The organism is Bradyrhizobium sp. C-145 (genome assembly GCF_023375135.1).
GTDB classification, from domain to species: Bacteria; Pseudomonadota; Alphaproteobacteria; order Rhizobiales; family Xanthobacteraceae; genus Bradyrhizobium; species Bradyrhizobium zhanjiangense.
In genome coordinates this window covers 8,098,739-8,120,058 of the sequence record NZ_CP088150.1, presented here as the reverse complement: position 1 = coordinate 8,120,058, position 21,320 = coordinate 8,098,739, and the positions used below count along the sequence as shown (strand labels likewise).

The 21,320-nt window shown below is 64.5% G+C and carries 23 protein-coding genes; 13 read left to right on the top strand and 10 right to left on the bottom strand.

Annotated elements, in window-relative coordinates; genetic code table 11:
- Window positions 1-79: 79 nt before the first annotated feature.
- From LRP30_RS38225 to LRP30_RS38205, 5 genes are all read left to right on the top strand, one after another.
- Complete coding sequence (locus LRP30_RS38225; protein WP_249758153.1) at window positions 80-877, top strand: alpha/beta hydrolase; 798 nt, start codon at window positions 80-82, stop codon at window positions 875-877.
- Window positions 831-2,309, top strand: a complete 1,479-nt coding sequence (locus LRP30_RS38220) for a sodium:proton antiporter (protein ID WP_249758152.1) — start codon at window positions 831-833, stop codon at window positions 2,307-2,309. Before LRP30_RS38225 ends, LRP30_RS38220 begins: the two co-directional genes overlap by 47 nt.
- A 49-nt stretch (window positions 2,310-2,358) precedes the next feature.
- Window positions 2,359-3,456, top strand: coding sequence for an ionic transporter y4hA (locus LRP30_RS38215; RefSeq protein ID WP_128940138.1), 1,098 nt, complete (start codon window positions 2,359-2,361; stop codon window positions 3,454-3,456).
- A gap of 22 nt (window positions 3,457-3,478) precedes the next feature.
- Window positions 3,479-3,763 (top strand): cupin domain-containing protein, encoded by a 285-nt coding sequence (locus LRP30_RS38210; protein ID WP_249758151.1) that lies wholly within the window; start codon window positions 3,479-3,481, stop codon window positions 3,761-3,763.
- Between the two features lie 93 nt (window positions 3,764-3,856).
- Window positions 3,857-4,792, top strand: a complete 936-nt coding sequence (locus LRP30_RS38205) for a hypothetical protein (RefSeq protein ID WP_249758150.1) — start codon at window positions 3,857-3,859, stop codon at window positions 4,790-4,792.
- Between the two features lie 21 nt (window positions 4,793-4,813).
- Here LRP30_RS38205 and LRP30_RS38200 read toward each other — a convergent pair whose 3' ends face one another.
- Window positions 4,814-5,464 (bottom strand): tetratricopeptide repeat protein, encoded by a 651-nt coding sequence (locus tag LRP30_RS38200; protein ID WP_249758149.1) that lies wholly within the window; start codon window positions 5,462-5,464, stop codon window positions 4,814-4,816.
- Window positions 5,465-5,693: 229 nt separating this feature from the next.
- Entirely contained in the window at window positions 5,694-5,990 is a 297-nt protein-coding gene (rpsU, locus tag LRP30_RS38195; RefSeq protein WP_249758148.1) for a 30S ribosomal protein S21, read from the bottom strand.
- 261 nt (window positions 5,991-6,251) lie between these two features.
- Here rpsU and aqpZ point away from each other — a divergent pair, with 261 nt between their 5' ends.
- Complete coding sequence (gene aqpZ, locus LRP30_RS38190) at window positions 6,252-6,974, top strand: aquaporin Z (protein WP_128936485.1); 723 nt, start codon at window positions 6,252-6,254, stop codon at window positions 6,972-6,974.
- A gap of 135 nt (window positions 6,975-7,109) precedes the next feature.
- On the opposite strand, the gene LRP30_RS38185 is transcribed toward aqpZ, so the two are convergent.
- Both LRP30_RS38185 and purE read right to left on the bottom strand, forming a co-directional pair.
- Window positions 7,110-8,216, bottom strand: coding sequence for a 5-(carboxyamino)imidazole ribonucleotide synthase (locus LRP30_RS38185; protein ID WP_249758147.1), 1,107 nt, complete (start codon window positions 8,214-8,216; stop codon window positions 7,110-7,112).
- Window positions 8,213-8,701: a 5-(carboxyamino)imidazole ribonucleotide mutase gene (gene purE / locus LRP30_RS38180; RefSeq protein WP_091888231.1), complete on the bottom strand. Its 489-nt coding sequence runs from the start codon at window positions 8,699-8,701 to the stop codon at window positions 8,213-8,215. The genes LRP30_RS38185 and purE overlap by 4 nt, the downstream gene beginning before the upstream one ends.
- Window positions 8,702-8,842: 141 nt before the next feature.
- On the opposite strand from purE, the gene LRP30_RS38175 reads away from it, so the two are divergent.
- Window positions 8,843-9,550: a GGDEF domain-containing protein gene (locus LRP30_RS38175; RefSeq protein ID WP_249758146.1), complete on the top strand. Its 708-nt coding sequence runs from the start codon at window positions 8,843-8,845 to the stop codon at window positions 9,548-9,550.
- A 2-nt stretch (window positions 9,551-9,552) separates the two neighbouring features.
- On the opposite strand, the gene LRP30_RS38170 is transcribed toward LRP30_RS38175, so the two are convergent.
- From LRP30_RS38170 to LRP30_RS38160, 3 genes are all read right to left on the bottom strand, one after another.
- Window positions 9,553-9,804, bottom strand: coding sequence for a hypothetical protein (locus LRP30_RS38170; RefSeq protein WP_128936481.1), 252 nt, complete (start codon window positions 9,802-9,804; stop codon window positions 9,553-9,555).
- Between the two features lie 21 nt (window positions 9,805-9,825).
- The gene (locus LRP30_RS38165; protein ID WP_249758145.1) at window positions 9,826-10,044 is read right to left on the bottom strand and encodes a hypothetical protein; all 219 of its coding nucleotides are present in this window, start codon (window positions 10,042-10,044) and stop codon (window positions 9,826-9,828) included.
- A gap of 153 nt (window positions 10,045-10,197) precedes the next feature.
- Window positions 10,198-10,404, bottom strand: a complete 207-nt coding sequence (locus LRP30_RS38160; protein ID WP_091888239.1) for a DUF465 domain-containing protein — start codon at window positions 10,402-10,404, stop codon at window positions 10,198-10,200.
- A 328-nt stretch (window positions 10,405-10,732) separates the two neighbouring features.
- Between LRP30_RS38160 and LRP30_RS38155 the strand changes: the two genes are divergently transcribed.
- On the top strand, window positions 10,733-10,912 hold the full coding sequence (locus LRP30_RS38155) for a DUF465 domain-containing protein (RefSeq protein ID WP_025034152.1): 180 nt from the start codon (window positions 10,733-10,735) through the stop codon (window positions 10,910-10,912).
- A 105-nt stretch (window positions 10,913-11,017) separates the two neighbouring features.
- On the opposite strand, the gene LRP30_RS38150 is transcribed toward LRP30_RS38155, so the two are convergent.
- Window positions 11,018-12,121, bottom strand: a complete 1,104-nt coding sequence (locus LRP30_RS38150) for an NAD(P)/FAD-dependent oxidoreductase (protein ID WP_249758144.1) — start codon at window positions 12,119-12,121, stop codon at window positions 11,018-11,020.
- A gap of 202 nt (window positions 12,122-12,323) precedes the next feature.
- Between LRP30_RS38150 and LRP30_RS38145 the strand changes: the two genes are divergently transcribed.
- Genes LRP30_RS38145 through LRP30_RS38125 form a run of 5 tightly spaced genes read left to right on the top strand, consistent with a single transcriptional unit; the run spans window position 12,324 to window position 19,479 of the window.
- A complete protein-coding gene (locus tag LRP30_RS38145; RefSeq protein ID WP_249758143.1) occupies window positions 12,324-15,011 on the top strand; it encodes an EAL domain-containing protein in 2,688 nt (895 codons plus the stop codon).
- 36 nt (window positions 15,012-15,047) lie between these two features.
- Complete coding sequence (locus LRP30_RS38140; protein WP_249758142.1) at window positions 15,048-16,526, top strand: glycerol-3-phosphate dehydrogenase; 1,479 nt, start codon at window positions 15,048-15,050, stop codon at window positions 16,524-16,526.
- A 52-nt stretch (window positions 16,527-16,578) separates the two neighbouring features.
- Complete coding sequence (locus LRP30_RS38135) at window positions 16,579-17,751, top strand: ABC transporter ATP-binding protein (RefSeq protein WP_249758141.1); 1,173 nt, start codon at window positions 16,579-16,581, stop codon at window positions 17,749-17,751.
- A complete protein-coding gene (locus tag LRP30_RS38130) occupies window positions 17,748-18,662 on the top strand; it encodes an ABC transporter permease (RefSeq protein WP_249758140.1) in 915 nt (304 codons plus the stop codon). Before LRP30_RS38135 ends, LRP30_RS38130 begins: the two co-directional genes overlap by 4 nt.
- Window positions 18,663-18,666: 4 nt before the next feature.
- Window positions 18,667-19,479 carry an ABC transporter permease subunit gene (locus tag LRP30_RS38125; RefSeq protein WP_249758139.1) on the top strand — a complete coding sequence of 271 codons (813 nt, stop codon included), beginning with the start codon at window positions 18,667-18,669 and terminating at the stop codon, window positions 19,477-19,479.
- A gap of 102 nt (window positions 19,480-19,581) precedes the next feature.
- Here the strand turns inward: LRP30_RS38125 and LRP30_RS38120 are convergent, their stop codons facing one another.
- Window positions 19,582-20,433, bottom strand: coding sequence for a carbohydrate ABC transporter permease (locus tag LRP30_RS38120; protein ID WP_091888255.1), 852 nt, complete (start codon window positions 20,431-20,433; stop codon window positions 19,582-19,584).
- Window positions 20,430-21,302, bottom strand: coding sequence for a sugar ABC transporter permease (locus tag LRP30_RS38115; protein ID WP_128940150.1), 873 nt, complete (start codon window positions 21,300-21,302; stop codon window positions 20,430-20,432). The genes LRP30_RS38120 and LRP30_RS38115 overlap by 4 nt, the downstream gene beginning before the upstream one ends.
- Window positions 21,303-21,320 lie beyond the last annotated feature (18 nt).

Here is a 21,320-nt window from a genome sequence, read left to right as displayed (position 1 = left end):
CCGACGAGCCTCCGGCCCGATGTCATGAAATTGCTGCGGAGCGGTCGCAAGCCCTGAGCCGAAAGGCCGGCCGCGCATCATGACCATCGTCAAGTGGATCGCCATCCTGCTCGTGACCGTCTATTGCGTCGGTCTCCTCGTGCTGTACGTCCGGCAGCGCGAGATGCTGTTTCCGATCCCGCCCGTCGGTCGCACCGCCCCCGATGCCGCGGGCCTTCCCGAGGCGGAAGAGCACATTCTGACCACGTCCGACGGTGAGAAGGTCATCCTCTGGCACGTGCCGGCGAAGCCTGGCCGTCCCGTGATCCTGTATTTTCCTGGCAATGGCGATTTTCTCGCCGGCCGCGTCAGCCGTTTCAGGGCGATGACCTCCGACGGCACCGGCCTCGTCGCGCTGTCCTACCGCGGCTACGCCGGCTCGAGCGGTGCGCCGAGCGAAGAGGGCCTGCTGCGCGATGCCGCAGCCGCCTACGCCTTCACGATCGCGCGCTACGCGGCGGAACGAATCATCGCCTGGGGCTTTTCGCTCGGGACGGGCGCGGCGGTTGCGCTCGCCTCGGAGCATCATGTCGGGAAACTCATCCTGGAAGCCCCCTATACGTCGACGGTCGACGTTGCAGCGTCGTCGTTCTGGTTCGTTCCGGTCCGCCTGCTGATGCGCGATCCGTTCCATTCGGACCAGCGCATCACGCGCGTCACGGTGCCGCTCCTGGTGATGCATGGCACCAATGACCTTGCCATTTCGATCGTGTTCGGAGAGCGTCTGTTCGCGCTCGCACATGAACCGAAGCAGTTCGTTCGCTTCGCGGGCGGCGGACACGACAATCTCGATGCTTTCGGTGCGATCGAAACGGCAAGGCGCTTCATTGAATCCTAAACGGCTCGTCACGTGGCCCTGGAGCCTGGCCTTCGCCGCGATCCTCACGCTGTCGCCGCAACACGCATGGGCCGCGACCGGGTTCGATGGTGCGGCGATGCGCTGGCCCTATGCGCTGCCATTTGCCGGTCTGTTGCTATCGATCGCATTGGGGCCGCTGCTGTTTCCAAAATTCTGGCATCATCACTACGGCAAGATAGCCGCAGCTTGGTCGCTGCTGGCACTCGCCGCGCTTGTCCTGTTTGCCGGCAGCATGGCAACGCTGGCGGCGCTCGTCCATGCCATGCTCGCCGAATATCTCGGCTTCATCGTGCTGCTGTTCTCGCTCTATGTCGTGGCCGGCGGGATCCTCATCACCGGCGACATCAAGGCGACGCCAGCGACCAATGTCGGCATCCTCGCGCTCGGCACATTGGGTGCGAGCATTGTCGGCACCACGGGGGCCGCGATGATCCTGATCCGCCCCTTGATCCGCGCCAACCGTCCGCGGCGTCACAACGCCCATGTCATCATCTTCTTCATCATCCTGGTCGCCAATGTTGGCGGCGCGCTGAGTCCACTTGGCGATCCCCCGCTCTTCGTCGGTTTCCTGCACGGCATCGACTTCTTCTGGACCACACGGACCATCTGGTTGCAGACCGCAATCGTCGCCGGACTGCTGCTCGCGATCTTCGTCGTCATTGACGTCTGGCGCTTTCGCAGCGAGCCGCCGCTCGGCGAAGCCGGCCGCGGGGAGCCGCCGCGCATCCGCGGGCTCGTCAATTTGGTGCTGATCGCGGCCATCGTCGTGAGCCTGCTGGCGTCGGCGATGTGGAAGCCCGGCGTGGCGTTCGACATTCTCGGCACCAAGCTGGACCTGGAGGACGTCGTCCGCAATTCGGTGCTGCTGGCCATTGCGGCGCTGTCGGTGTGGCTGACGCCGGACGAGCACAGGCTGGCCAACGGCTTCACCTGGGAGCCGATCCGCGAGGTCGCGAAACTGTTCGCGGGGATCTTTGTCGCGATCATCCCGGTCATTGCCATGCTCAATGCCGGACATCACGGCGCCTTCGCCTGGCTGTTGTCGGCTGTGACGGCGCCGGACGGTGTGCCGCGCGAGGTCGCCTATTTCTGGTTCACCGGCCTGATGTCCGCGTTCCTCGACAATGCGCCGACCTATCTGTTGTTCTTCGAGCTCGCCGGCGGCGACCCGCAAGTGCTGATGCATGAGCTCTCGGGCACGCTCGCCTCGATCTCCATGGGCGCGGTCTACATGGGCGCGCTCACCTATATCGGCAACGCGCCGAACTTCATGGTGAGCAGCATCGCCAGCGAGAACGGCGTCGAGATGCCGAGCTTTTTCGGCTATCTCTTGCGCGCCGGCGCCGTGCTGATCCCGCTGTTCCTGCTGCTGACACTGCTGCCGGTCGCGCCGATCCTGCACTGGCATTGAATCTCGCGCCTGATTTGCTACTGCTCATTCAAGCAAATGGAAGTAGTGGATGAGCGCGCATAGTCCGATGCCCCGGTCGGCCTGGATCTTCCCGGCGCTGGCCGTGCTGTTGTTCGCGGCCGTCAGCGCGACGGACTACGTGTTCACGCTGTCGCTGGCCGGGCTCGTCTTCGCCATCGTCCTTCTGGTCATCCTGTTCGGCACGGTATTCGCTGCGGTTCATCATGCCGAGGTGATCGCGGAGCGGGTCGGCGAACCCTATGGCACGCTGGTGCTGACGCTCTCGGTGACCATCATCGAGGTGGCTCTGATCACCACGATCATGCTGGGCGACAAGCCCGCGCCGGAACTGGCGCGCGACACCGTGTTCGCCGTGGTCATGATCGTCTGCAACGGCCTCGTCGGGCTCTGCATCTTCATCGGCGGCCTGCGCTATCGCGAGCAGGGCTTTCAGCTGTCCGGCGCCAACGTCTATCTCAGCGTGCTGTTCGCCCTTGCGACCATCACGCTGATTCTGCCGAACTATACCACCACCACGCCGGGGCCGGTCTATTCGGCGGTTCAGCTCGGCTTCGTCGACGTGGTCACGCTCGCGCTGTACGGGGTGTTTCTCTACACCCAGACCGTCCTGCACAAGGATTACTTCGTTCACGAGCGGGCGGACGGCGGCAGCGGTGGAGCGCATCTATCGGGCCAGATGTTGGTGCTCAGCGTCGTGCTGCTGCTGATTGCGCTGCTGGCGGTCGTGCTGCTTGCCAAGAAGTTCTCGCTGGTGGTCGACGCCGCCGCGGCCAAGATCGGTGCGCCGCCGGCCTTTACCGGACTTCTGGTCGCCCTCCTGATCCTGATGCCGGAAGGCGTCGCGGCCGTTTCGGCGGCCCGCAGGAACGACCTCCAGAAGAGCATCAACCTTGCGCTCGGGTCGTCGCTGGCAACCATCGGGCTGACCATCCCGGCCGTCGGCGTTGCCACCTACGCGCTCGACAAGGAGCTCGAGCTCGGCCTCAACGCCCAGGGCAGCGTGCTTTTGCTCCTGACCTTCTTCCTGAGCATGCTGACCTTCGGCACGGGCAGGACCAACGTCCTGTTCGGACTGGTCCATATGGTGGTATTTGCCGTCTACGTGTTCATGGTCTTCGTGCCCTGAGGCGCGATAAGGAGAGTTCCCGATGCTTGCCGCCAGGTCCGAGGTTCAGGTCGACAACGAGCAGGTTCGTGTGACCGAGTGGCGGCTTGCGCCGGGGAGCGCCACCGGGCATCACACTCACGGCATGGATTATGTGATTGTTCCCGTGATGGCGGGGGAAATGACCATCGTGGCGGCCGGCGGCGAGAGGTCCAAGGCGCAGCTTGCGGCCGGCAAATCCTATTTCCGCAAGGCCGGCGTCCAGCATGACGTACTTAACGAAACCTCAACCGAGATCGTGTTCCTTGAAATCGAGCTAAAACCGTAAGTTGGCGTTACTGTTTGCCATCGATCCGTCGCAGTTGATCCCTCACAATGCCCCAAAGTTCCCGCATCAGATCGCGCGGGGAGTGGCCGAGAAATGCTGAAATACCTCGCTAAAATCTCGATGGATATCTTCCCCTCGGTGCTCGCGACGATCATCGGGGCTTACATCGTTAATCACTACATCAATGCCAAGCCCGCGCCTGATGCTCCTGCGACCGTGGTCGCGCCTGCGAAGACTGGCAGTGAGGGCAAGCCGGCGGACACTGCCAACCTTCCCGCACCCGGCGTCAAGGCCAAGGGTGTCTCCGAGAAGAGCGTTTCCGAGAAGAACGTGACGGACAAGGCGCCGGCCGAGAAGCCTGCCGATCATCAGCCGGCTGCCGAGACCAAGGCCGCAGACGTGGCTCCCGCCGAGACCGGCCCGCGCGGCCGCACCCCCGCACGCGAGAAGGCGGTCGCCAAGTCCGCCCCTGCGGCCACCGCCCCGGTGGTGGAGGCCAATTCGGCCCCGGCGGCAGTTTCGCCGGCCGCGACCCCCGACGCCAATGACCTCGTGCGCGCCGCGATCGAGCGTCTGCGCAAATCGCCTGAGGGCAAGGCCGCTGAGGCCAAATCGGCCGAGACCAAATCTTCCGAAACCAAGCCCGCTGAAAGGCCGGCGGAGCCTGCTGTGCGAGAAGCCGCCCGCATCCCGGAGGCCCCGCGTGTGATCACCGCGGAGCCGTCCCCGGTGCGTCCGCTGCCGCCGCCGATCACGGTGTCGACGCCGTCATCCGAGGCCTATGGCAATGGCGGCTCATCGCCGGTCAACCCGCCCTATACGGCCTCGGTCGGCAATGACGACCCGAATCGGGTGACGCCGCCGGCTGATATCCCCGTGCCGGTGATCGCACCCCCGCTCGATCTGCGTGCCGACGCCGGCGCGACCACGACCATGCAGCGGCCGAAGACCAATGTCGCCGATGAAATGCTGTCCGGCATGAAGTCGATGTTCCACGCCGTTCTGCCGAAGCCCGCCACTCCCGATTAGGACGCCATCTGAGCCGCGCTGTCAGCCGCCGACGCGGGCGAGGCCGCTGCGGGCGGCATCGTCGCGTGGGCGAAGCGAGACCGCCTTGGTGTAGGACGCCGCTGCCTTGGCCCTGTCGCCCAGCCGCTCATAGGCCTGTCCGCGGGTGGTCCAGACCTGGGCGTTGTGCGGATCGGCCTCGGAGGCCTCGTCCAGATCGGCTGCGGCCTCCTTGACCTTGCCGAGCGCGAGATAGCTGGTGGCGCGGCCGAGCAGCGGTTCGACCTTCTGCGGGTTGAGCCCGCTCGCAGCGCTGAAATCGGCGATGGCGAAATCGTGCTGGTTATTGCCCTGATAGATCAAGGCACGGCCATAGAGCGCCTGCGCATTGTAGGGATCGAGCCCGACCGCACGATTGAACTCGTCGAGCGCAACTGCGGTCTCGCCTGACTTCGCCAGGGATTGGGCCTTTGCCGTGTGGGCCTGGGCTTCGCTGACATTGACGGCGCTGACCGCGCTTTCGGTGGCCGCGGTCGCCTTCGGCGCCTCCTGAGGCTTCTCCTTCTCTGGCATCAGCGATCCCAGATCGAAGGAGCAGCTGCACAGCGCAATCCCCATCAACGCCAGCACGAACGGCTGCTGCCAGATCTGGCGCAGCCGCGCCAAGCTGCGCTCGGGGAAAGGGGAGGCCATCTACGGTTCGCTCGCGCTAGAGCATGATCCGGAAAAGTGTGCAGCGGTTTTCCGAAAGAATCATGCTCAAACATCAAACCAAAGCGCGATGGCTTTCAATCCAATCTCATCGCGCTTTAGCGCCGCATCGGTAGTGCCCGCGTCCCAGAAGAAGGCACCGCTCACAAAACAATAACGCGGGCCAGGGGCCCGCGTTATCGAAAACTGAAGTCTTGCAAGATCCGGTAGATCAGCGCGGTCCGCGCGGACCCGCACCGGGGCCGCCACGACCACTGCGATCACCGCCGGGACCTGCGCCGAACACCGGCTTCGGCTTCATCGGCAGCAGGCCTTCGCGCTGTAGCTTCTTGCGGGCCAGCTTGCGCGCGCGGCGCACGGCTTCGGCCTTTTCGCGGGCCTTCTTCTCGGAGGGCTTCTCGTAATGGCCGCGGAGCTTCATCTCGCGGAAAATTCCCTCGCGCTGCATCTTCTTCTTCAGCGCCTTGAGGGCTTGATCGACATTGTTATCGCGAACGAGAACCTGCACGCGGCATCCTCTTCAGGTGGATCGGATTTGAATTCTGCTAAGTCAAAGGGGATGGCAAAACGCGCAAGCCCTTAACCTTGAGCGCGCGGATGTATCAGACAAAACTGCAGATGTCCACCGGCCAAGGGGGATTTTGGGCCAAGTTCGGCCATTAAATGCGGCGAAAATACCTCTGTGCGGCCCCGATTTGGGCGATTCGGTGCCAATGACGGGGCCGTTTCCGGAGCTTTGCTCCGGAAACTTGAAATCAGGGGACCACACATGGATATGAAAAAATACGCCGCCGAAGCCATCGGCACCTTCTGGCTCACATTCGCAGGCTGCGGCAGCGCGGTCATTGCCGCCGGCTTTCCCCAGGTCGGCATCGGTCTCGTCGGTGTGTCCCTGGCGTTCGGGCTCAGCGTCGTCACCATGGCCTATGCGATCGGCCACATCTCGGGTTGCCATCTCAATCCGGCCGTCACGGTCGGCCTTGCCGCCGGCGGGCGCTTTCCGGCCGGCCAGATCCTGCCCTATGTGATCGCTCAGGTGGCGGGCGCGATCGTTGCCGCGTGGCTGCTCTATGTCATCGCGAGCGGGGCGCCCGGATTCGACGTCACCAAGGGCTTCGCGTCCAACGGCTATGACGCGCATTCGCCCGGCCAGTACAGCATGATCGTGTGCTTCCTCACCGAGGTGGTGATGACCATGATGTTCCTGTTCATCATCATGGGCGCCACCCATGGCCGCGCGCCCGCGGGCTTCGCGCCGCTCGCGATCGGGCTCGCGCTGGTGATGATCCATCTCGTCAGCATCCCCGTCACCAACACCTCGGTGAACCCGGCGCGCAGCACCGGTCCCGCGCTGTTCGTCGGCGGCTGGGCGCTGTCGCAGCTCTGGCTGTTCTGGGTCGCGCCATTGATCGGCGGCGCGCTGGGCGGGGTGATCTACCGCTGGCTCAGCGAGGAGCCCACAGGCATCGTCGCAGGCGTGAAGACCGCGTAATCGCTAGAGCATGATCCGGAAAAGTGTGCAGCGGTTTTCCGGAAAGATCATGCTCAAACAATACCTAAAGCGCGATGACGATTCATCCTGATCTCATCGCGCTTTAAGGGGATCGCAGCGATGGCTGCGGTCCCCTCAGGTGCCTTTCGTTGGCCTGACTTCGGTGACGTGTCCCATCTTGCGGCCCGGGCGCGGCGTGCCCTTGCCGTAGATGTGCACCGTGGCGCCGGGAACGGTCAGCCACTTGTCGTAGTCCTTGATCTCGTCGCCGATCAGATTGGTCATGGTGACGACGTCGCCGTGGCGCACGGGCTTGCCGAGCGGCCAGCCGGCGATGGCGCGGATGTGCTGCTCGAATTGCGAGATGGATGCACCGTCCAGCGTCCAGTGTCCGGAATTGTGCACGCGCGGAGCGATCTCGTTGACCAGCACCTTCGGTCCGGTGCCATTGGCGAGCACGAACATCTCGACGGCGAGCACGCCGACATAGTCGAGCGCGGTCGCGATCTTGCCGGCGACGCTGCGCGCTTCCTCGGCGAGAGAATCCGGGATCGGCGCGGGCGCGCGCGATATCTTCAGAATGTGGTCGCGGTGTTCGTTCTCGGTGACGTCGAAACACTCGACCTGACCCGCGGCCGAGCGCGCGGCGATCACGGAGATCTCGCGCTCGAACGGCACGAAGGCCTCCAGGATCGCCGATTTGGTGGCGAGACTGGTCCACACCTTGGCGATGTCGTCGCCCTCGCGGATGATGGCCTGGCCCTTGCCGTCATAACCGAAGCGGCGGGTCTTCAGTACGGCCGGAAGACCGATTCGCGCGATCGCCTCGCGCAGCGAGGAAACGGAGGTCACGTCGGCATAGGCGGCGGTGCCGATGCCGAGCCGCGTCACGAAATCCTTCTCGGCCAGCCGGTCCTGGGTGGTCTCGAGGATCTTGCGGTTGGGCAGCACCGGGCGGCGCGCATCCAGCACCATCGCCGCGGCCGCCGGCACGTTCTCGAATTCGTAGGTGATGACGTCGACGTCGTTGGCGAACAGCTCGAGCGCCTCGACATCGGCATATTCGGCGCAGGTCGCATTCAGGACCACGTCGAAGGCCGGCGAATCCGGATCGGGCGAGAACATCTGGCAGCGCAGCCCGAGCCGCGCCGCAGCCATGGCCAGCATCCGGCCCAATTGTCCGCCGCCGAGAATTCCGATGGTGTCACCGGGCTTCAGCTTCACCTGCCTGGCGTCGGTCACGCCTTGTCCTCCGGACGCTCGGCAACCGCCTCGGTCTGCGCCTTGCGCCAGGCGGCAAGGCGACCGGATAGGGCGGGGTCGGACAGCGCCAGCACGGAAGCCGCCAGTAGCGCCGCATTGATCGCGCCGGCCTTGCCGATGGCGAGGGTGCCGACCGGGATGCCGGCGGGCATCTGAACGATCGAATACAGCGAATCGAGGCCTTTGAGCGTCTTCGATTCGATGGGCACACCGAACACCGGCAGTTCCGTCAGCGACGCCGCCATGCCCGGCAGGTGCGCGGCGCCGCCGGCGCCGGCGATGATGACCTTGTAACCCGCCGCCTTGGCGCCCTTGGCGAAAGCGAACAGCCGATCGGGGGTGCGGTGTGCCGAAACGATGCGGGTGTCGGCGGCGACGCCGAGCGCGGCAAGCGTATCGGCGGCATGCCGCATCGTGTCCCAGTCCGACTGGCTTCCCATGATGATGGCGATCGGCGCGGTCATGACGTCAAATGTGCCCGGAAAACAGAAAGATAGGCCAGATTAAAGGTTCCGGCCGGCGGCTCGCAAGGCGGTGGCAAGGAGAAGGGAATGCACTATCCTGTCTTGGTGAATCCCCGCAAGCCTTCATTGAGCAGGATGCCCATGAAGAAACCAAAAAGGGCGAGTGCTGCGAAGGCCAAAACGGGCCGAAAGACCAGCGCCAGCCGCTCCAAAGCCGCTGCCAAGCGTCCGGCCAGGCCGGCGCGGCGCCAAACGCCGGCCGATGCCACGGAAACCATCAAGGCGACCATCCGCGGCTTGCGGAGCAAGCTCAAGGCGGCGGAGCGGCGGGTCGCGGAGCTCGAGGCGGCCGCTGACACCGATTTCCTGCTCGAGATTCCGAACCGGCGCGGTTTCGAGCGCGAGCTCAACCGTGCCATTGCCTACATGAAGCGCTACCGCGCCTGCGGGGCGCTGATCGTGCTCGACGTCGATCGGCTGAAGCCGATCAACGATTCCTTCGGACACGCCGCCGGCGACGAGGTGCTGAAGGCGATTGCCGCGACCCTGACGCGGCAGGTCCGCGCCTCGGATGTGGTCGGTCGTCTTGGCGGCGACGAGTTCGCGCTGCTGCTGTGGAATCTCAGCGAGACCGACGCCAAGGCGAAGGCCGCCATCCTCGAGCAGTCGATCGACGAATTGTCTTTCACGTTTCAGGGCCGGCACGTGGCTGCGGGCGCCTCCGCCGGCGTCGCGCTGCTGGGGGCGCAGTCCGACGCAGGCCGCGCCCTCGAGGAAGCCGATGCCGCCATGTATGTGCGCAAGGCGCACCGGCGTCACGAGCCACGGATCAGGCTCGCCAGCAGCTGATCCTACAGCGTGGCGAGATCTTGCGGCACATTGCCGAACTTGCGCAGCAGTGTGGCGTCGCCGAATTCGCCGGTCATGGGATCGCCGCTGCGGCTGAACGCGATCGCGCCGATGTGACCGGCACCGCGCGACAAGATTTCGGCGCGCCGCAACGCGGCCGCCGAACTCTGGCACTCCTCTGCGGCGCCAGCGACGGGCGATCCGTCAGCATCGATCAGGAAGGGCATTGCAACGTAGTAGGTCACATCCGACATGGCGTTGCTCCGATGTTGAACTCAGGCGGCGCTGCTCTTGCTCCGCATCTCGTTGGGCGAGGTCTCCGGAATGCAGCCGGCGGAAATCGCCGCCTGTAATTCCGCCAGCTCGGCTTCCAGATATTCATAAGCCATGATCAGCGCCTTGATGGTGCTGCGCAGATTGCCGTCGCACATCGCGATCGCCTGATCGCAGGCTTGTTCATAGTGGCTGTTGTCGAGAAGGGCGATTGCCGACATCTGCGTTGTCCTTCTGCCTTTCCTTGGCGTTTTCCCTTGGCGTCTTCCCTTGGCCTGTCTGGAGCCGAGTATGTCCCGAATGTTCCTATTTTGTTCTTCTTGAGTCAAGCGGATTCGGATACGGCGAGCCGCCGCGAACGACCGGCTCAGGGCTCAGGCGATGATGTCGGGCGTAATCTGGTCTTCGATGAACGCGATGCGATCGCGTAACAAGAGCTTACGCTTCTTCAACCGCTGTAACCGCAACAGGTCGGGCGCGGGCGATTGATGCAGTGCATCGATCGCCGCATCGAGATCTCGGTGTTCCTGCTGCAACCGGGTGAGCTCGACTTCGAGCTCACGCTCGTTTTCATTGGTCATGTCTGCGGTGGCCGAAAACCGATAGGCGTGAGATCTGGGCTGTGGATGCCCTGTGGAAATTATCGTCCTTGCGCGGCGTGACCGCAAGCGATCTGCGGCCATTGCCCGCCGATCTCCCGCAACATATTTCTGCGATTAGCTGCGCCGCCGCGCAGACGCATTGATATCATGGATTTTTCTCGCGTGGTTCCTTACTCACGCTTCGTTACATATGAATTTTCAAAAATGACGCCGCGACGACGGATACCCATCGACAGAACGAATCGGTGATGTACAGTCTCTCGTCCGGATCGAATCCTGAGGTTCAACCCTACCGAGGAGGTTTCGAATGACAATTCAGGCACATCTTGTTGAATTGGAACGGAAGCACAAACTTCTCGAAAACGAATTGCACGAAGCTCTCGTGCACCTTTCAACAGACGACCTGCAAATTGTTGAGTTGAAGCGCCGGAAGTTGATGGTCAAGGACCAGATCGAGCGTCTGAAGCAAGGCGACACGCTCCACTAGTGACCCCCGTAACAGCGTAGAGTTGATCGTACCCTTTCAAGCGGGGATGAGTGCCTTTGCGCTCACCCCTGCTGCGATGTGCGTCGTGCAAGTTTTGCGCGGCGCCTAGATGTCTGCGAGTTGGGCGACGTGATCCGCGATCGCAAGCGACGACGTCAGTCCCGGCGATTCGATGCCGAACAGGTTGATCAAGCCTGCGACGCCGTGATCGCGCGGGCCCTGCATCAGAAAATCCTGCGTGGCCACCGCCGGCGGCACGATCTTCGGGCGAATGCCTGAATAGCTCGGCATCAACGCCCCGTCGGGCAGCGTCGGCCAGTATTTGCGGATCGCGGGATAGAAGCGCTCCGCGCGTGACGGATCGACCTCGTAATTGATCGTCTCGATCCACTCGACGTCAGGGCCGAAGCGGGCCTGCCCTGCCATGTCCAGCGTCAGGTGCACCCCTAACCCGCCGGGCTCGGGCACCGGGTAGATCAGGTGCGAGAACGGCGCCCTTGCATTGCAGCTGAAGTAATTTCCCTTGGCAAGATAGGCCGGCGGAATCCGGTCCAGCGGCATGCCGTCGATGTTGCGCGCCACCGTCGTTGCCGAGAGCCCCGCAGCATTGACGAGCAGATCGCATTGCAGCGTCATCGGCGCCTCGCCGCCAGCCTCGATCTCGATGCCGCCGGCGGTTGCCTTGGCACGGACCAGTGGCGTGTGGAACGCGAAGGCGGCGCCAGCCTCCTCGGCTTCGCCGCGCAGCGAGAGCATGTAGGCGTGGCTGTCGATGATGCCGGTCGACGGCGACAGCAGCGCGGCGTCACAGGCGAGCGCCGGCTCCAGCGCGCGTGCGGCCTCGCCCGAAAGCAGCTGCATGTCGATCACGCCGTTGGCCTCGGCATGTGCCTTGATCGATTGCAGCTTCTCCGTCTCTTTCGCGCTGGTCGCGACGATCAGCTTGCCGCAATTTTTGTGCGGGATGCCGCGCTCGGCGCAGTAGCGGTAGAGCGCGTGCTTGCCGCCGACGCACATGCGCGCCATCCAGCTGCCGGCGCGGTAGTAGATGCCGGCATGGATCACCTCGCTGTTGCGTGAGGAGGTGATGGTGCCGATGGCCTCGGCTTCCTCGAGCACGATGACCTCGCGCCCGGCCTGCGCGAGCCGCCGAGCCACCGCGAGCCCGACCACGCCGGCTCCGATGACGACGCAATCGACTTTATCCATGGTCGTGCAGGACGTCCGCTGGAAGCGCCGGTGGCAGCGGCTCTGGAATCGAGGGCGCGCGGCCGTTCTCCGTTAAGGAAGCATTTATCATGTCAGGGCAATTGCCGTATTTCGCGTCAAATTTTTCCGTTGCACGTACAGGCGTTTACCCGATCCAAACCCGTGAAGCCAGACAATCCGACGTTGAAATCGCGGGTGGCTGATGGCTGAGAAGAACTGGCACGTGGGCAGCACGCTTCCGATCGCTGTGCAGGCCGTCCTGTGCCTGGCCGGCGCGGTCGCGCCCGCGCGCGCCTTTGCGCTGTCGGACAGCTTCACCGCTCCAGGTGATCTCGCCAAGCTCGATCCCAGCGTGATCTGGGAAGTCCTGATCGCGGGCATCGTCGTCTGCTCGTTCCTCGCCGCGATCGCGCTGTGGATCCATTCCTCGCTGCGCCGGACCAGGCGCTTGCAGCTGCGGCGCAATGCCTTCGTCTCCTCCGCCATGAACAATCTCAACCAGGGCGTGGTGATGACGGACGCGCAGCGGCGCGTCATCTTCTGCAACGACCGCTATCTCGATATCTATGGCCTGACGCGGTCGGATGTCCGGGCCAACATGAATGGCTACGAACTCCTCGCGCTGCGACGCAAGCGCGGGGTGCTCGGCGGCGCCTCCGACGACGAGTTCTACGAGAAGGCGGCAAGCAGCAACGGTTTGATCACCGAATTGCCGGATGGACGGGCCATCCTGGTGAAATTTCACGTGCTGCCGAACGGCGGCTCGGTGGCGACGCATCTCGACGTCAGCGAGCAGCGCAGGCTGTCGCAGCAGCTCGCCTCCACCAAGCAGTTCCTGGAAACGGTGCTGGACAACGTGCCGGCCTGTGTTGCCGCGAAGAACATCGAGGACGGCCGCTACATCTTCGCGAACACCGCCTATGAGCGCTTCTGGGGCTTCTCGCGGGATCACGTCGTCGGCAAGAATGCACGCGAGCTGTTTGCGCCCGCCTCGGCGGCCAGCATCGAGGCGGCCGACCAGGCCGCGCTCATTTCGTCGGACGGCCAGTTCCGCAACGAATTCGAGGTCGAGCGTGGCGGGGAGCGGCGCATGGTCGCCTCGATCCGGATCGCGGTCCGCAATGAAAGCAATCGGCCCGGATTCTTGCTGCTGGTCTTCGAGGACATCACCGACCGCCGCTCACTGTCGCAGGAGCTGGAGAGCACCAAGAAGTTCCTCGAGCTCGTGGTCGACAACATCCCGGTGGCGCTGATCGTCGAGCAGGTCAAGGACGGCCGCTATCTGCTCGCCAACCGCAGCGCCGAGACGATTCTCAACCGCAGGCGCGAGGAAGCCACGGGCTTGACCGCCGCCGATATCTTCAATCCCAAGGAAGCCAAGCTGATCATCGCGCGCGACGAGGCCGCGATCAAGAAGCGCGGGATGATCACCGAGGAGCATCCGATCTCCACCAAGGACGGCCTGCGGCTGTTCCTGACCCGCCGCGCCACTGTGCTGAGCGATGCCGGCGAGCCGCAATATCTGATCAAGACCCACGAGGACGTCACCGATCGCCGGCAGACCGAATCGCGCATGGCGCACATGGCCTATCACGACGGCCTCACCGATCTGCCGAACCGCGCCGCCTTCCTCCAGGCGCTGACCCAGATGATCGAGGCTTGCGAAGGCACCGGCGAGGAATTCGCCGTCCTCTGCGTCGACCTCGACGGCCTCAAGGAGGTCAACGATGTCTTCGGCCATGCGCTCGGTGACAAGCTCCTGATCGAGGTGGCCCAGCGGCTTCAGGATTCGGCGCGCGGCGGCGTGGTGGCGCGCCTGTCCGGCGACGAGTTCGGCCTCATCCTCGATGGCAAGCAGCCAGAGGCCGGTCTGGCGCTGGCGCAGCAAATCGCCGAGGCCGTCGCGAAGGAATTCCAGATCGACGGCCGTCCGGTCCGCGCCGGCATCACCACCGGCATGTCGATCTTCCCGCACAATGGCGCTGATGGCGCCTCGCTGCTTGCCAATGCCGGCGCGGCGCTGTTCCGCGCCAAGCAGAAGTCGCGCGGCACGATCAGCCTCTACCAGCCCGAGATGGACCAGCAGATCCGCGACCGCCGCGTGCTGCACCAGGACCTCTCGATGGCGATCAAGAATGGCGAGCTCTCGCTCGCCTTCCAGCCGCAAGGCGCCGCCGGCCACAGCGTCGCCGAGAGCGAGATCATCGGCTTCGAAGCATTGGCGCGCTGGCAGCATCCGGTGCGTGGCCAGGTCTCGCCTGCCGATTTCATCCCGATCGCGGAAGAGAGCGGCCTGATTGTCGAGATGGGCGAGTGGATCCTGCGCGAGGCCTGCCGCGAGGCGGCGTCCTGGCCAAAACCGCTCCAGGTCGCGGTCAATCTGTCGCCGGCGCAGTTCATGCACGGCGACGTGGTCGGTCTGGTCCATTCGATTCTGATCGAGACGGGCCTCGCGCCAGGCCGGCTCGAGCTCGAGATCACCGAAGGCGTGCTGATAGAGGATTTCGACCGCGGCCTTGCGCTCTTGCGCCGGCTGAAGGCGCTCGGCGTGCGGATCTCCATGGACGATTTCGGCAGCGGCTATTCCTCGCTGAGCTATCTCCAGGCGTTTCCGTTCGACAAGATCAAGATCGACCGCGCCTTCATCATCAATCTCGGCCGCAACCCGCAATCGGCAGCGATCGTGCGCGCCGTGATCGATCTCGGCCACGGCCTCGAAATGTCGATTATCGCCGAGGGCGTCGAGACACTCGACCAGCTCGCCTTCCTTGCCAAAGAGGGCTGCGATGGCGTGCAGGGCTATCTGCTCGGCAAGCCCTTGCCGATCGGGAAATATGCAGGCCTCGTCGGCCGTGCTGAGGTCATGGAGCTTGCGCTCAAGACCGGCTAATGATGATGGGGCGCTTCGCTCCTTCTCGACGGCCTCATGGCAGATTACGACCTTGCGATCATCGGCGGCGGCCTGAACGGTGTCAGCCTCGCGCGCGATGCGGCTGGCCGTGGCCTGAGGGTCATCCTGTTCGAGCAGGGCGATCTCGGCGCCGGCGCGTCGTCGGCGACGCCGCGGCTCATTCATGGCGATCTGTCGGTTCTGGAGCGGCGCGGCTTCTGGCGGGTGCGGCGGGCGCTGGCGGAGCGCCGGACCTGGCTCAGGATCGCGCCTCATCTGGTCCGGCCGATGCACTTCGTCATCCCCGCCCATTCCGAGGAACGCCCGCCATGGCTGCTGCGTGCCGGCCTGTTGCTTTATGACAGCCTCTCCAGCCGGAATGGGCTGCCTGTCGCGACGACCCTCGACATCACGCATCATCCGGTCGGCAACGCGCTGAAGCGTCCGTTCGGCACGGCGTTCGAATATTCGGACTGTGTCGTCGATGATTCCCGCCTGGTGGTGCTCACGGCGCTCGATGCCGCCGAACGTGGTGCGGTGATCCGGACCGGGGCGCGCTGTGTCCGCGCCGACCGAACCGACACCTGGCGGCTTGCGGTGGTCGATCGTGGCCACCGCCGCACGATCACGGCACGGGCCCTGGGCAACGCCACCGGCGCCTGGACGCCGATGGTGGCGGAGACGGTGCTGCGGCAGCCGCAGCCCGCCATGGCCGCCACGCAGATGAGCCAGATCATCGTGCCGCGGCTGTTCTATTCCGATAACGTCTACGTTTTCCAGAACAACGATGGACGACTGATCTTTGCCCAGCCCTTCGAGCGCGACTTCACCCTGATCGGCACGGTGACGCATGAGTTCACCGGCGATCCCGCGATCGTGGCGATGCCGGGAGCCGACATCAGCTACCTCTGCGAGGCAGCCAGCCGCTATTTCCGCGAGCACGTGACCCCGATCGACGTGGTCCGGACGGTCTCCGGCGTCAACCTGACGCTGGCGTCGGTGCGGCAGCGCGATGGCACGACCCTGTTCCACGCGCGCCGGCGCGAGGCGCCGCTGATCACCATGTTCGGCGGCGACGTCACGACGTTGCGCCTGCGCGCGGAGCGAGCGATAACGAAGCTGACGCCGTTCTATCCGATGTCGCCGCGCTGGACCGCTGGCGTGGCGCTACCGGGTGGAGATTTTGCCTGGGATCGTTTTGACACCGAGGTCGATCTCGCACGTGACCGCTGGCGCTTTCTTTCGGAGCCGCAGGCCCAGCGCCTGGTCGCGGCCTATGGCTCGCGCCTGCCCACGGTGCTCGGCGAGGCGAAGACCCGTGAAGAGCTCGGCCCCGCCTTCGGTCCCGAACTGACCGGCGCCGAAGTACGTTACCTGATGAACAATGAATGGGCGCGCTTCCCCGACGACATCCTGTGGCGCCGTTCCAAGTTCGGCCTGACCATGCCCGCGGCGGATCGCGACGCGCTGGCCGCGTTCATGTCGGATGTGAACGATCCGTCCCGAACCGGTTGAGCTAGGGACGATCGGCCGCTAGCGTGCGGCGGAATCGGGGCTGGCAGGGAACATGACGGACGAGTTGCCCAGAACAGACGCCGCGGCCAATGCGGCCGGCGGAGCTCAGCATCCGGCGGCCGGGCAGCCGTTGCTGCGCATCGAGGGCGTCGCCAAGACGTTCGGGACGTTCCGTGCCGTGGACGGCGTATCGCTCGACATCAAGGCCGGCGAGTTTTTCGCGCTGCTTGGTCCGAGCGGCTGCGGAAAGACCACGCTTTTGCGCATGCTCGCCGGCTTCGAGGCGCCGGACGAGGGGCGCATCCTGCTCGGGGGTCAGGATATCGCGCAGGCCTTGCCGCACGAGCGTCCGATCAACATGATGTTCCAGAGCTACGCGCTGTTTCCGCACCTGTCGGTGCGCGACAACATCGCTTTCGGCCTGAAGCGTGCCGGCATGGCGCGCGCCGACATCGCCTCGCGCGTGGCGGAGATGGTCGCACTGGTGAAGCTCGAGGGACTGGAGAAGCGCAAGCCCGACCAGCTCTCCGGCGGCCAGCGCCAACGCGTGGCGCTGGCCCGTGCGCTGGCCCGCCGTCCGCAGCTCCTGCTGCTCGACGAGCCGCTCGCAGCTCTCGACAAGAAGCTGCGCGAGAGCACGCAAGCCGAGCTGATGGAGCTGCAGCGCCGGCTCGGCATGACCTTCATCATCGTCACCCACGACCAGGAGGAGGCGATGACGATGGCGAGCCGGATCGGCGTGATGAATGCCGGCAAGCTGGCGCAGGTCGCGAGCCCGCGCGAGCTCTATGAGGCGCCGCGCTCGCGCTGGATCGCGGAGTTCGTCGGCGACGTCAATTTGTTCGAGGGCGAGTTCAAATTGCGCGACGGTCATCGCCTGGTCATCGCCACGCGCGAGGCCGGGACCTTGGTTGCGGCCGAGCCGCGCGAGCGGGTGAGCGAGGCGAAATTGTCGGTCGCGATCCGGCCCGAGAAGGTCAAGCTCTCGCGCCGCGGCCCGGTGTTTGAGGCCGGTCGTGAAACGGCGATCAACAGTCTGGACGGTGTGATCGCCGACATCTGCTATCTCGGCGGCACCACCACCTATAAGGTGAAGCTCGACGAGGGCGGAATGGTGCAAGCTTCAGTCGTCAACAGCGCGCGTCTCGACGTCGACGCCTACAGCGTGAACCAGAACGTCGTCGCCTGGTTCACGCCCGACGACTGCGTGGTGTTGCCGTCGTGAGCGGACGCCGCATCTTCGCGCGGCCGGCGCGCTTTGCTGCCATCGCGCCTTACGTCTGGATGGTGCTGTTCTTCCTGGTGCCGTTCGCCTTCGTGCTGAAGATCAGCCTGTCGCAGACGGCGATTGCGCAGCCGCCTTACGAGCCCGTGTTCGACCTGACGGCGGGATGGGAAGCACTGAAGACGGCGCTTGCTGCGTTGTCGATCGATAATTTCAGGCTGCTGATCTCCGATGAAATCTATGTATTCGCCTATGTGCGCAGTCTCACCGTCGCCGTCACAGCGACCGTGCTCCTGCTCCTGATCGGCTATCCCATCGCTTATGGCATGGCGCGGCTGCCCAAGCGCTGGCAGGCGGTGGCGATGGTGCTGGTGATCGTGCCGTTCTGGACCTCTTTCCTGATCCGCATCTATGCCTGGATCAACATCCTTCAGCACGACGGCTTGCTCAACCAGATCCTGCTGGCACTGCATCTGGTCAGCCAGCCCGTCGTGTGGCTCTCCACCGACAGCGCGATGTATATCGGCATCGTCTATTCCTATCTGCCGTTCATGATCCTGCCGCTCTACGCCACGCTCGCCAAGATGGAGCCGGCGCTGGAGGAGGCGGCCGGCGATCTCGGCGCGCCGCCTTGGCAGGTGTTCTGGCTCGTCACCTTCCCGCTGTCACTGCCCGGCGTCGGCGCCGGCGTGCTCTTGTGCTTCATTCCCATCGTCGGCGAGTTCGTCATTCCGGACCTTCTCGCGGGCTCCAACGCGCTGATGATCGGCCAGACCCTCTGGCTCGAATTCTTCACCAACAAGGACTGGCCGGTCGCGTCCGCGGCGGCCATCGTGCTGCTGGTTGTGCTGCTGGTGCCGCTGCTGCTGTACGAGCGGCTTCAGAAGCGGCAGCTGGAACAGGGGCGCTGAGACGATGCGCAAGCTCTCCCGTCTCTCCCGCTTCAACATCGCCTCGCTCGCGCTGGGGCTGGCGTTCCTTTACCTGCCGATCCTCATCCTCGTCATCTATTCCTTCAATGCCTCGCGCCTGGTGACGGTGTGGGGTGGCTGGTCGCTGCGCTGGTATCACGAGTTCTTCAACGACCGCGCCATGATCGAGGCGGCCTGGATGAGCCTGCGGGTTGCGGTCTCGTCCGCGACCATTGCCACGCTGCTCGGCACGCTCGCCGCGGTCGCGTTGTCGCGCGGCGAGCGGTTTCGCGGCCGGACGATGTTCTCCGGCATGCTCTATGCGCCGCTGGTGATGCCGGAGGTGATCACCGGATTGTCGCTGCTGCTGCTGTTCGTCGCGCTCAACGCCGAGCGCGGCTTCTGGACGGTGACGATCGCCCACACCACGCTGACGATGTGCTTCGTCGCCGTCGTCGTGCAGTCCCGCCTCGGCTCGCTCGATCGTTCGCTGGAGGAGGCGGCGATGGACCTCGGCTGCGATCCTGTCCGCGCCTTCGTGGCCGTCACGCTGCCGCTGATTGCGCCGGCAATCGTCGCCGGCTGGATGCTGGCATTCACGCTGTCGCTGGACGATCTCGTGATCGCGAGCTTCACCACGGGCCCCGGCTCCGCGACCTTGCCGATCCGGATCTACTCCGAGGTACGGCTGGGGGTGAAGCCGGAGATCAACGCGATCTGCACGCTGGTGATCGCCCTGATCGCGGTGGTGATCGTCGTCGCCTCGCTCGCCTCGAAGCTGTCGAGCTCACAGGGCGAGAGCGCCGCGCCGCTGTGAGCCGATCGTCACGCGAACGAAGCGAAGCAATCCAGAAATGCCCCCGCGGAAACACTCTGGATTGCTGCGTCGCTACGCTCCTCGCAATGACACGAAGGGCTGTTACGACTTCACCGCACCCGCCGTGAGCCCGCCCACCATGTAACGGCGGAAGGCGTAGTAGACCGCGGCCGGCGGCAGCGCGTAGATGAAGCCGGTCGTCATCAGCAGCTCCCATGGCGAGTCGTCGGCGGCGAGGAAGTTGCCGAGCGCGACGGGGAGGGTGATCTCGCGGTCGTTCGAGAGCAGTAGGAACGCGTAGAGATATTCGTTCCAGGCCAGCAGCACCGCATAGGTGCCGATCGCGACCAGCGACGGCATCATCAACGGCAGATAGACCAGGCGGAAGATCTGCAGCGTCGTGGCGCCATCCATGACGGCGGCTTCGTCCAGCTCGACCGGCAGCTTGTCGGAGGCCTGCTTGAGCACCCAGATCGCGTAGGGGCTGGCGATCGTCACCATGGCCAGGATCAGCGACCAGTGATTGTTGAGCAGGCCGTAATTGCCCATGGTGCGATACATCGGCACGGCGAGGAACGCCGCGGGGATGAAATAGGTGAAGAGCGCGAGGTTCAACACCATGCGTCCGCCCGGCACCTTCAGCCGCGAGATCGAGAACGCCGCCGCAGTCGCGATGAACAGGGTCAGCACGCCGACGGATGCCGCGATCAGCGTCGAATTCCAGAACTGGACGTAGAAGTCGCGCAGGAAATAATGCTGCTGCTTGAACACGATCTCGAAGTTATGCAGCGTCGGATGATCCGGCCACAGCTTGCCCGAGAACGCGTCCTCCTTCGGGGAGATCGCGAACAGGAACATGTGATAGATCGGGATCATCGTCCACAGGAAGACGGGGATACCGATCAGCAGCAGCCGCGCTTCGATCGCGACTTCGCGCAAGGAGGGGAGCTTCATCGCGACAACCGTTTCATCATGAAGTACACGAGCGGCAGGACGAACGGCATCGCGCAGACGATCGACGCCATGGCCAGCGAGAGCTGGTCGAGCCGGAGATAGCGGATGCCGAGCGTCGACAGCACGTGCGTGAGGTCGGCCGGGCCACCGCCGGTGAGCAGATAGACGCTGTTGAAGTCGCCGAGCGTCCAGATCATCGAGAGCAGCGTGCAGGTGACGTAGAGAGTCTGCATCGACGGCCAGGTGATGTAGCGGAATTTCTGCCACCAGCTCGCACCGTCGACCTCGGCGGCCTCGAACAGATCGTGGGAGATCGCAAGGCGGCCGGTGATCAGGATCAGCGTCCAGAACGGCAGCGACTTCCAGATGTGCACGGCGATCGCCATGGTCAGCGCCACGGTCGGATCGTTCAGCCAGTTCGGGCCGTCATCGCCGGTGAAGGTGAAGATGAAGTGGTTGATCATGCCCCATTCGGGATTGAGCATGAAGCGCACCGACAGGATGGTCGGGATCGACGGTACCGCCCAGGGCAGGATGAAGATCACCGAGAGCCATTTGATCCAGGTGCGCTGCTGGGCGAAGAAGCCGGATAGGAACAGCGCGATCAGCATCTTGATGTTGATGCCGATGACCAGGAAGATCAGCGTGTTGACCGCGGCGCGCGCGAAGATCGGGTCGTTGTACAGCGCGACATAGTTCGCCGGCGCGCGCGCCAGCCACAGCCCGTAGCCGACGGGATAGACGACGAAGGCGAGGAAAACGAGCAGATAGGGCGCGAGCAGTACGATGCCCCAGACCTGCGCCGGGGTCAGCCGCGACGACAGGGGCGGGCCGGGGATTGCCTGATCGCCAGAGAGCGTGATCGCCATTCTTTTCGGTCTCTTCAA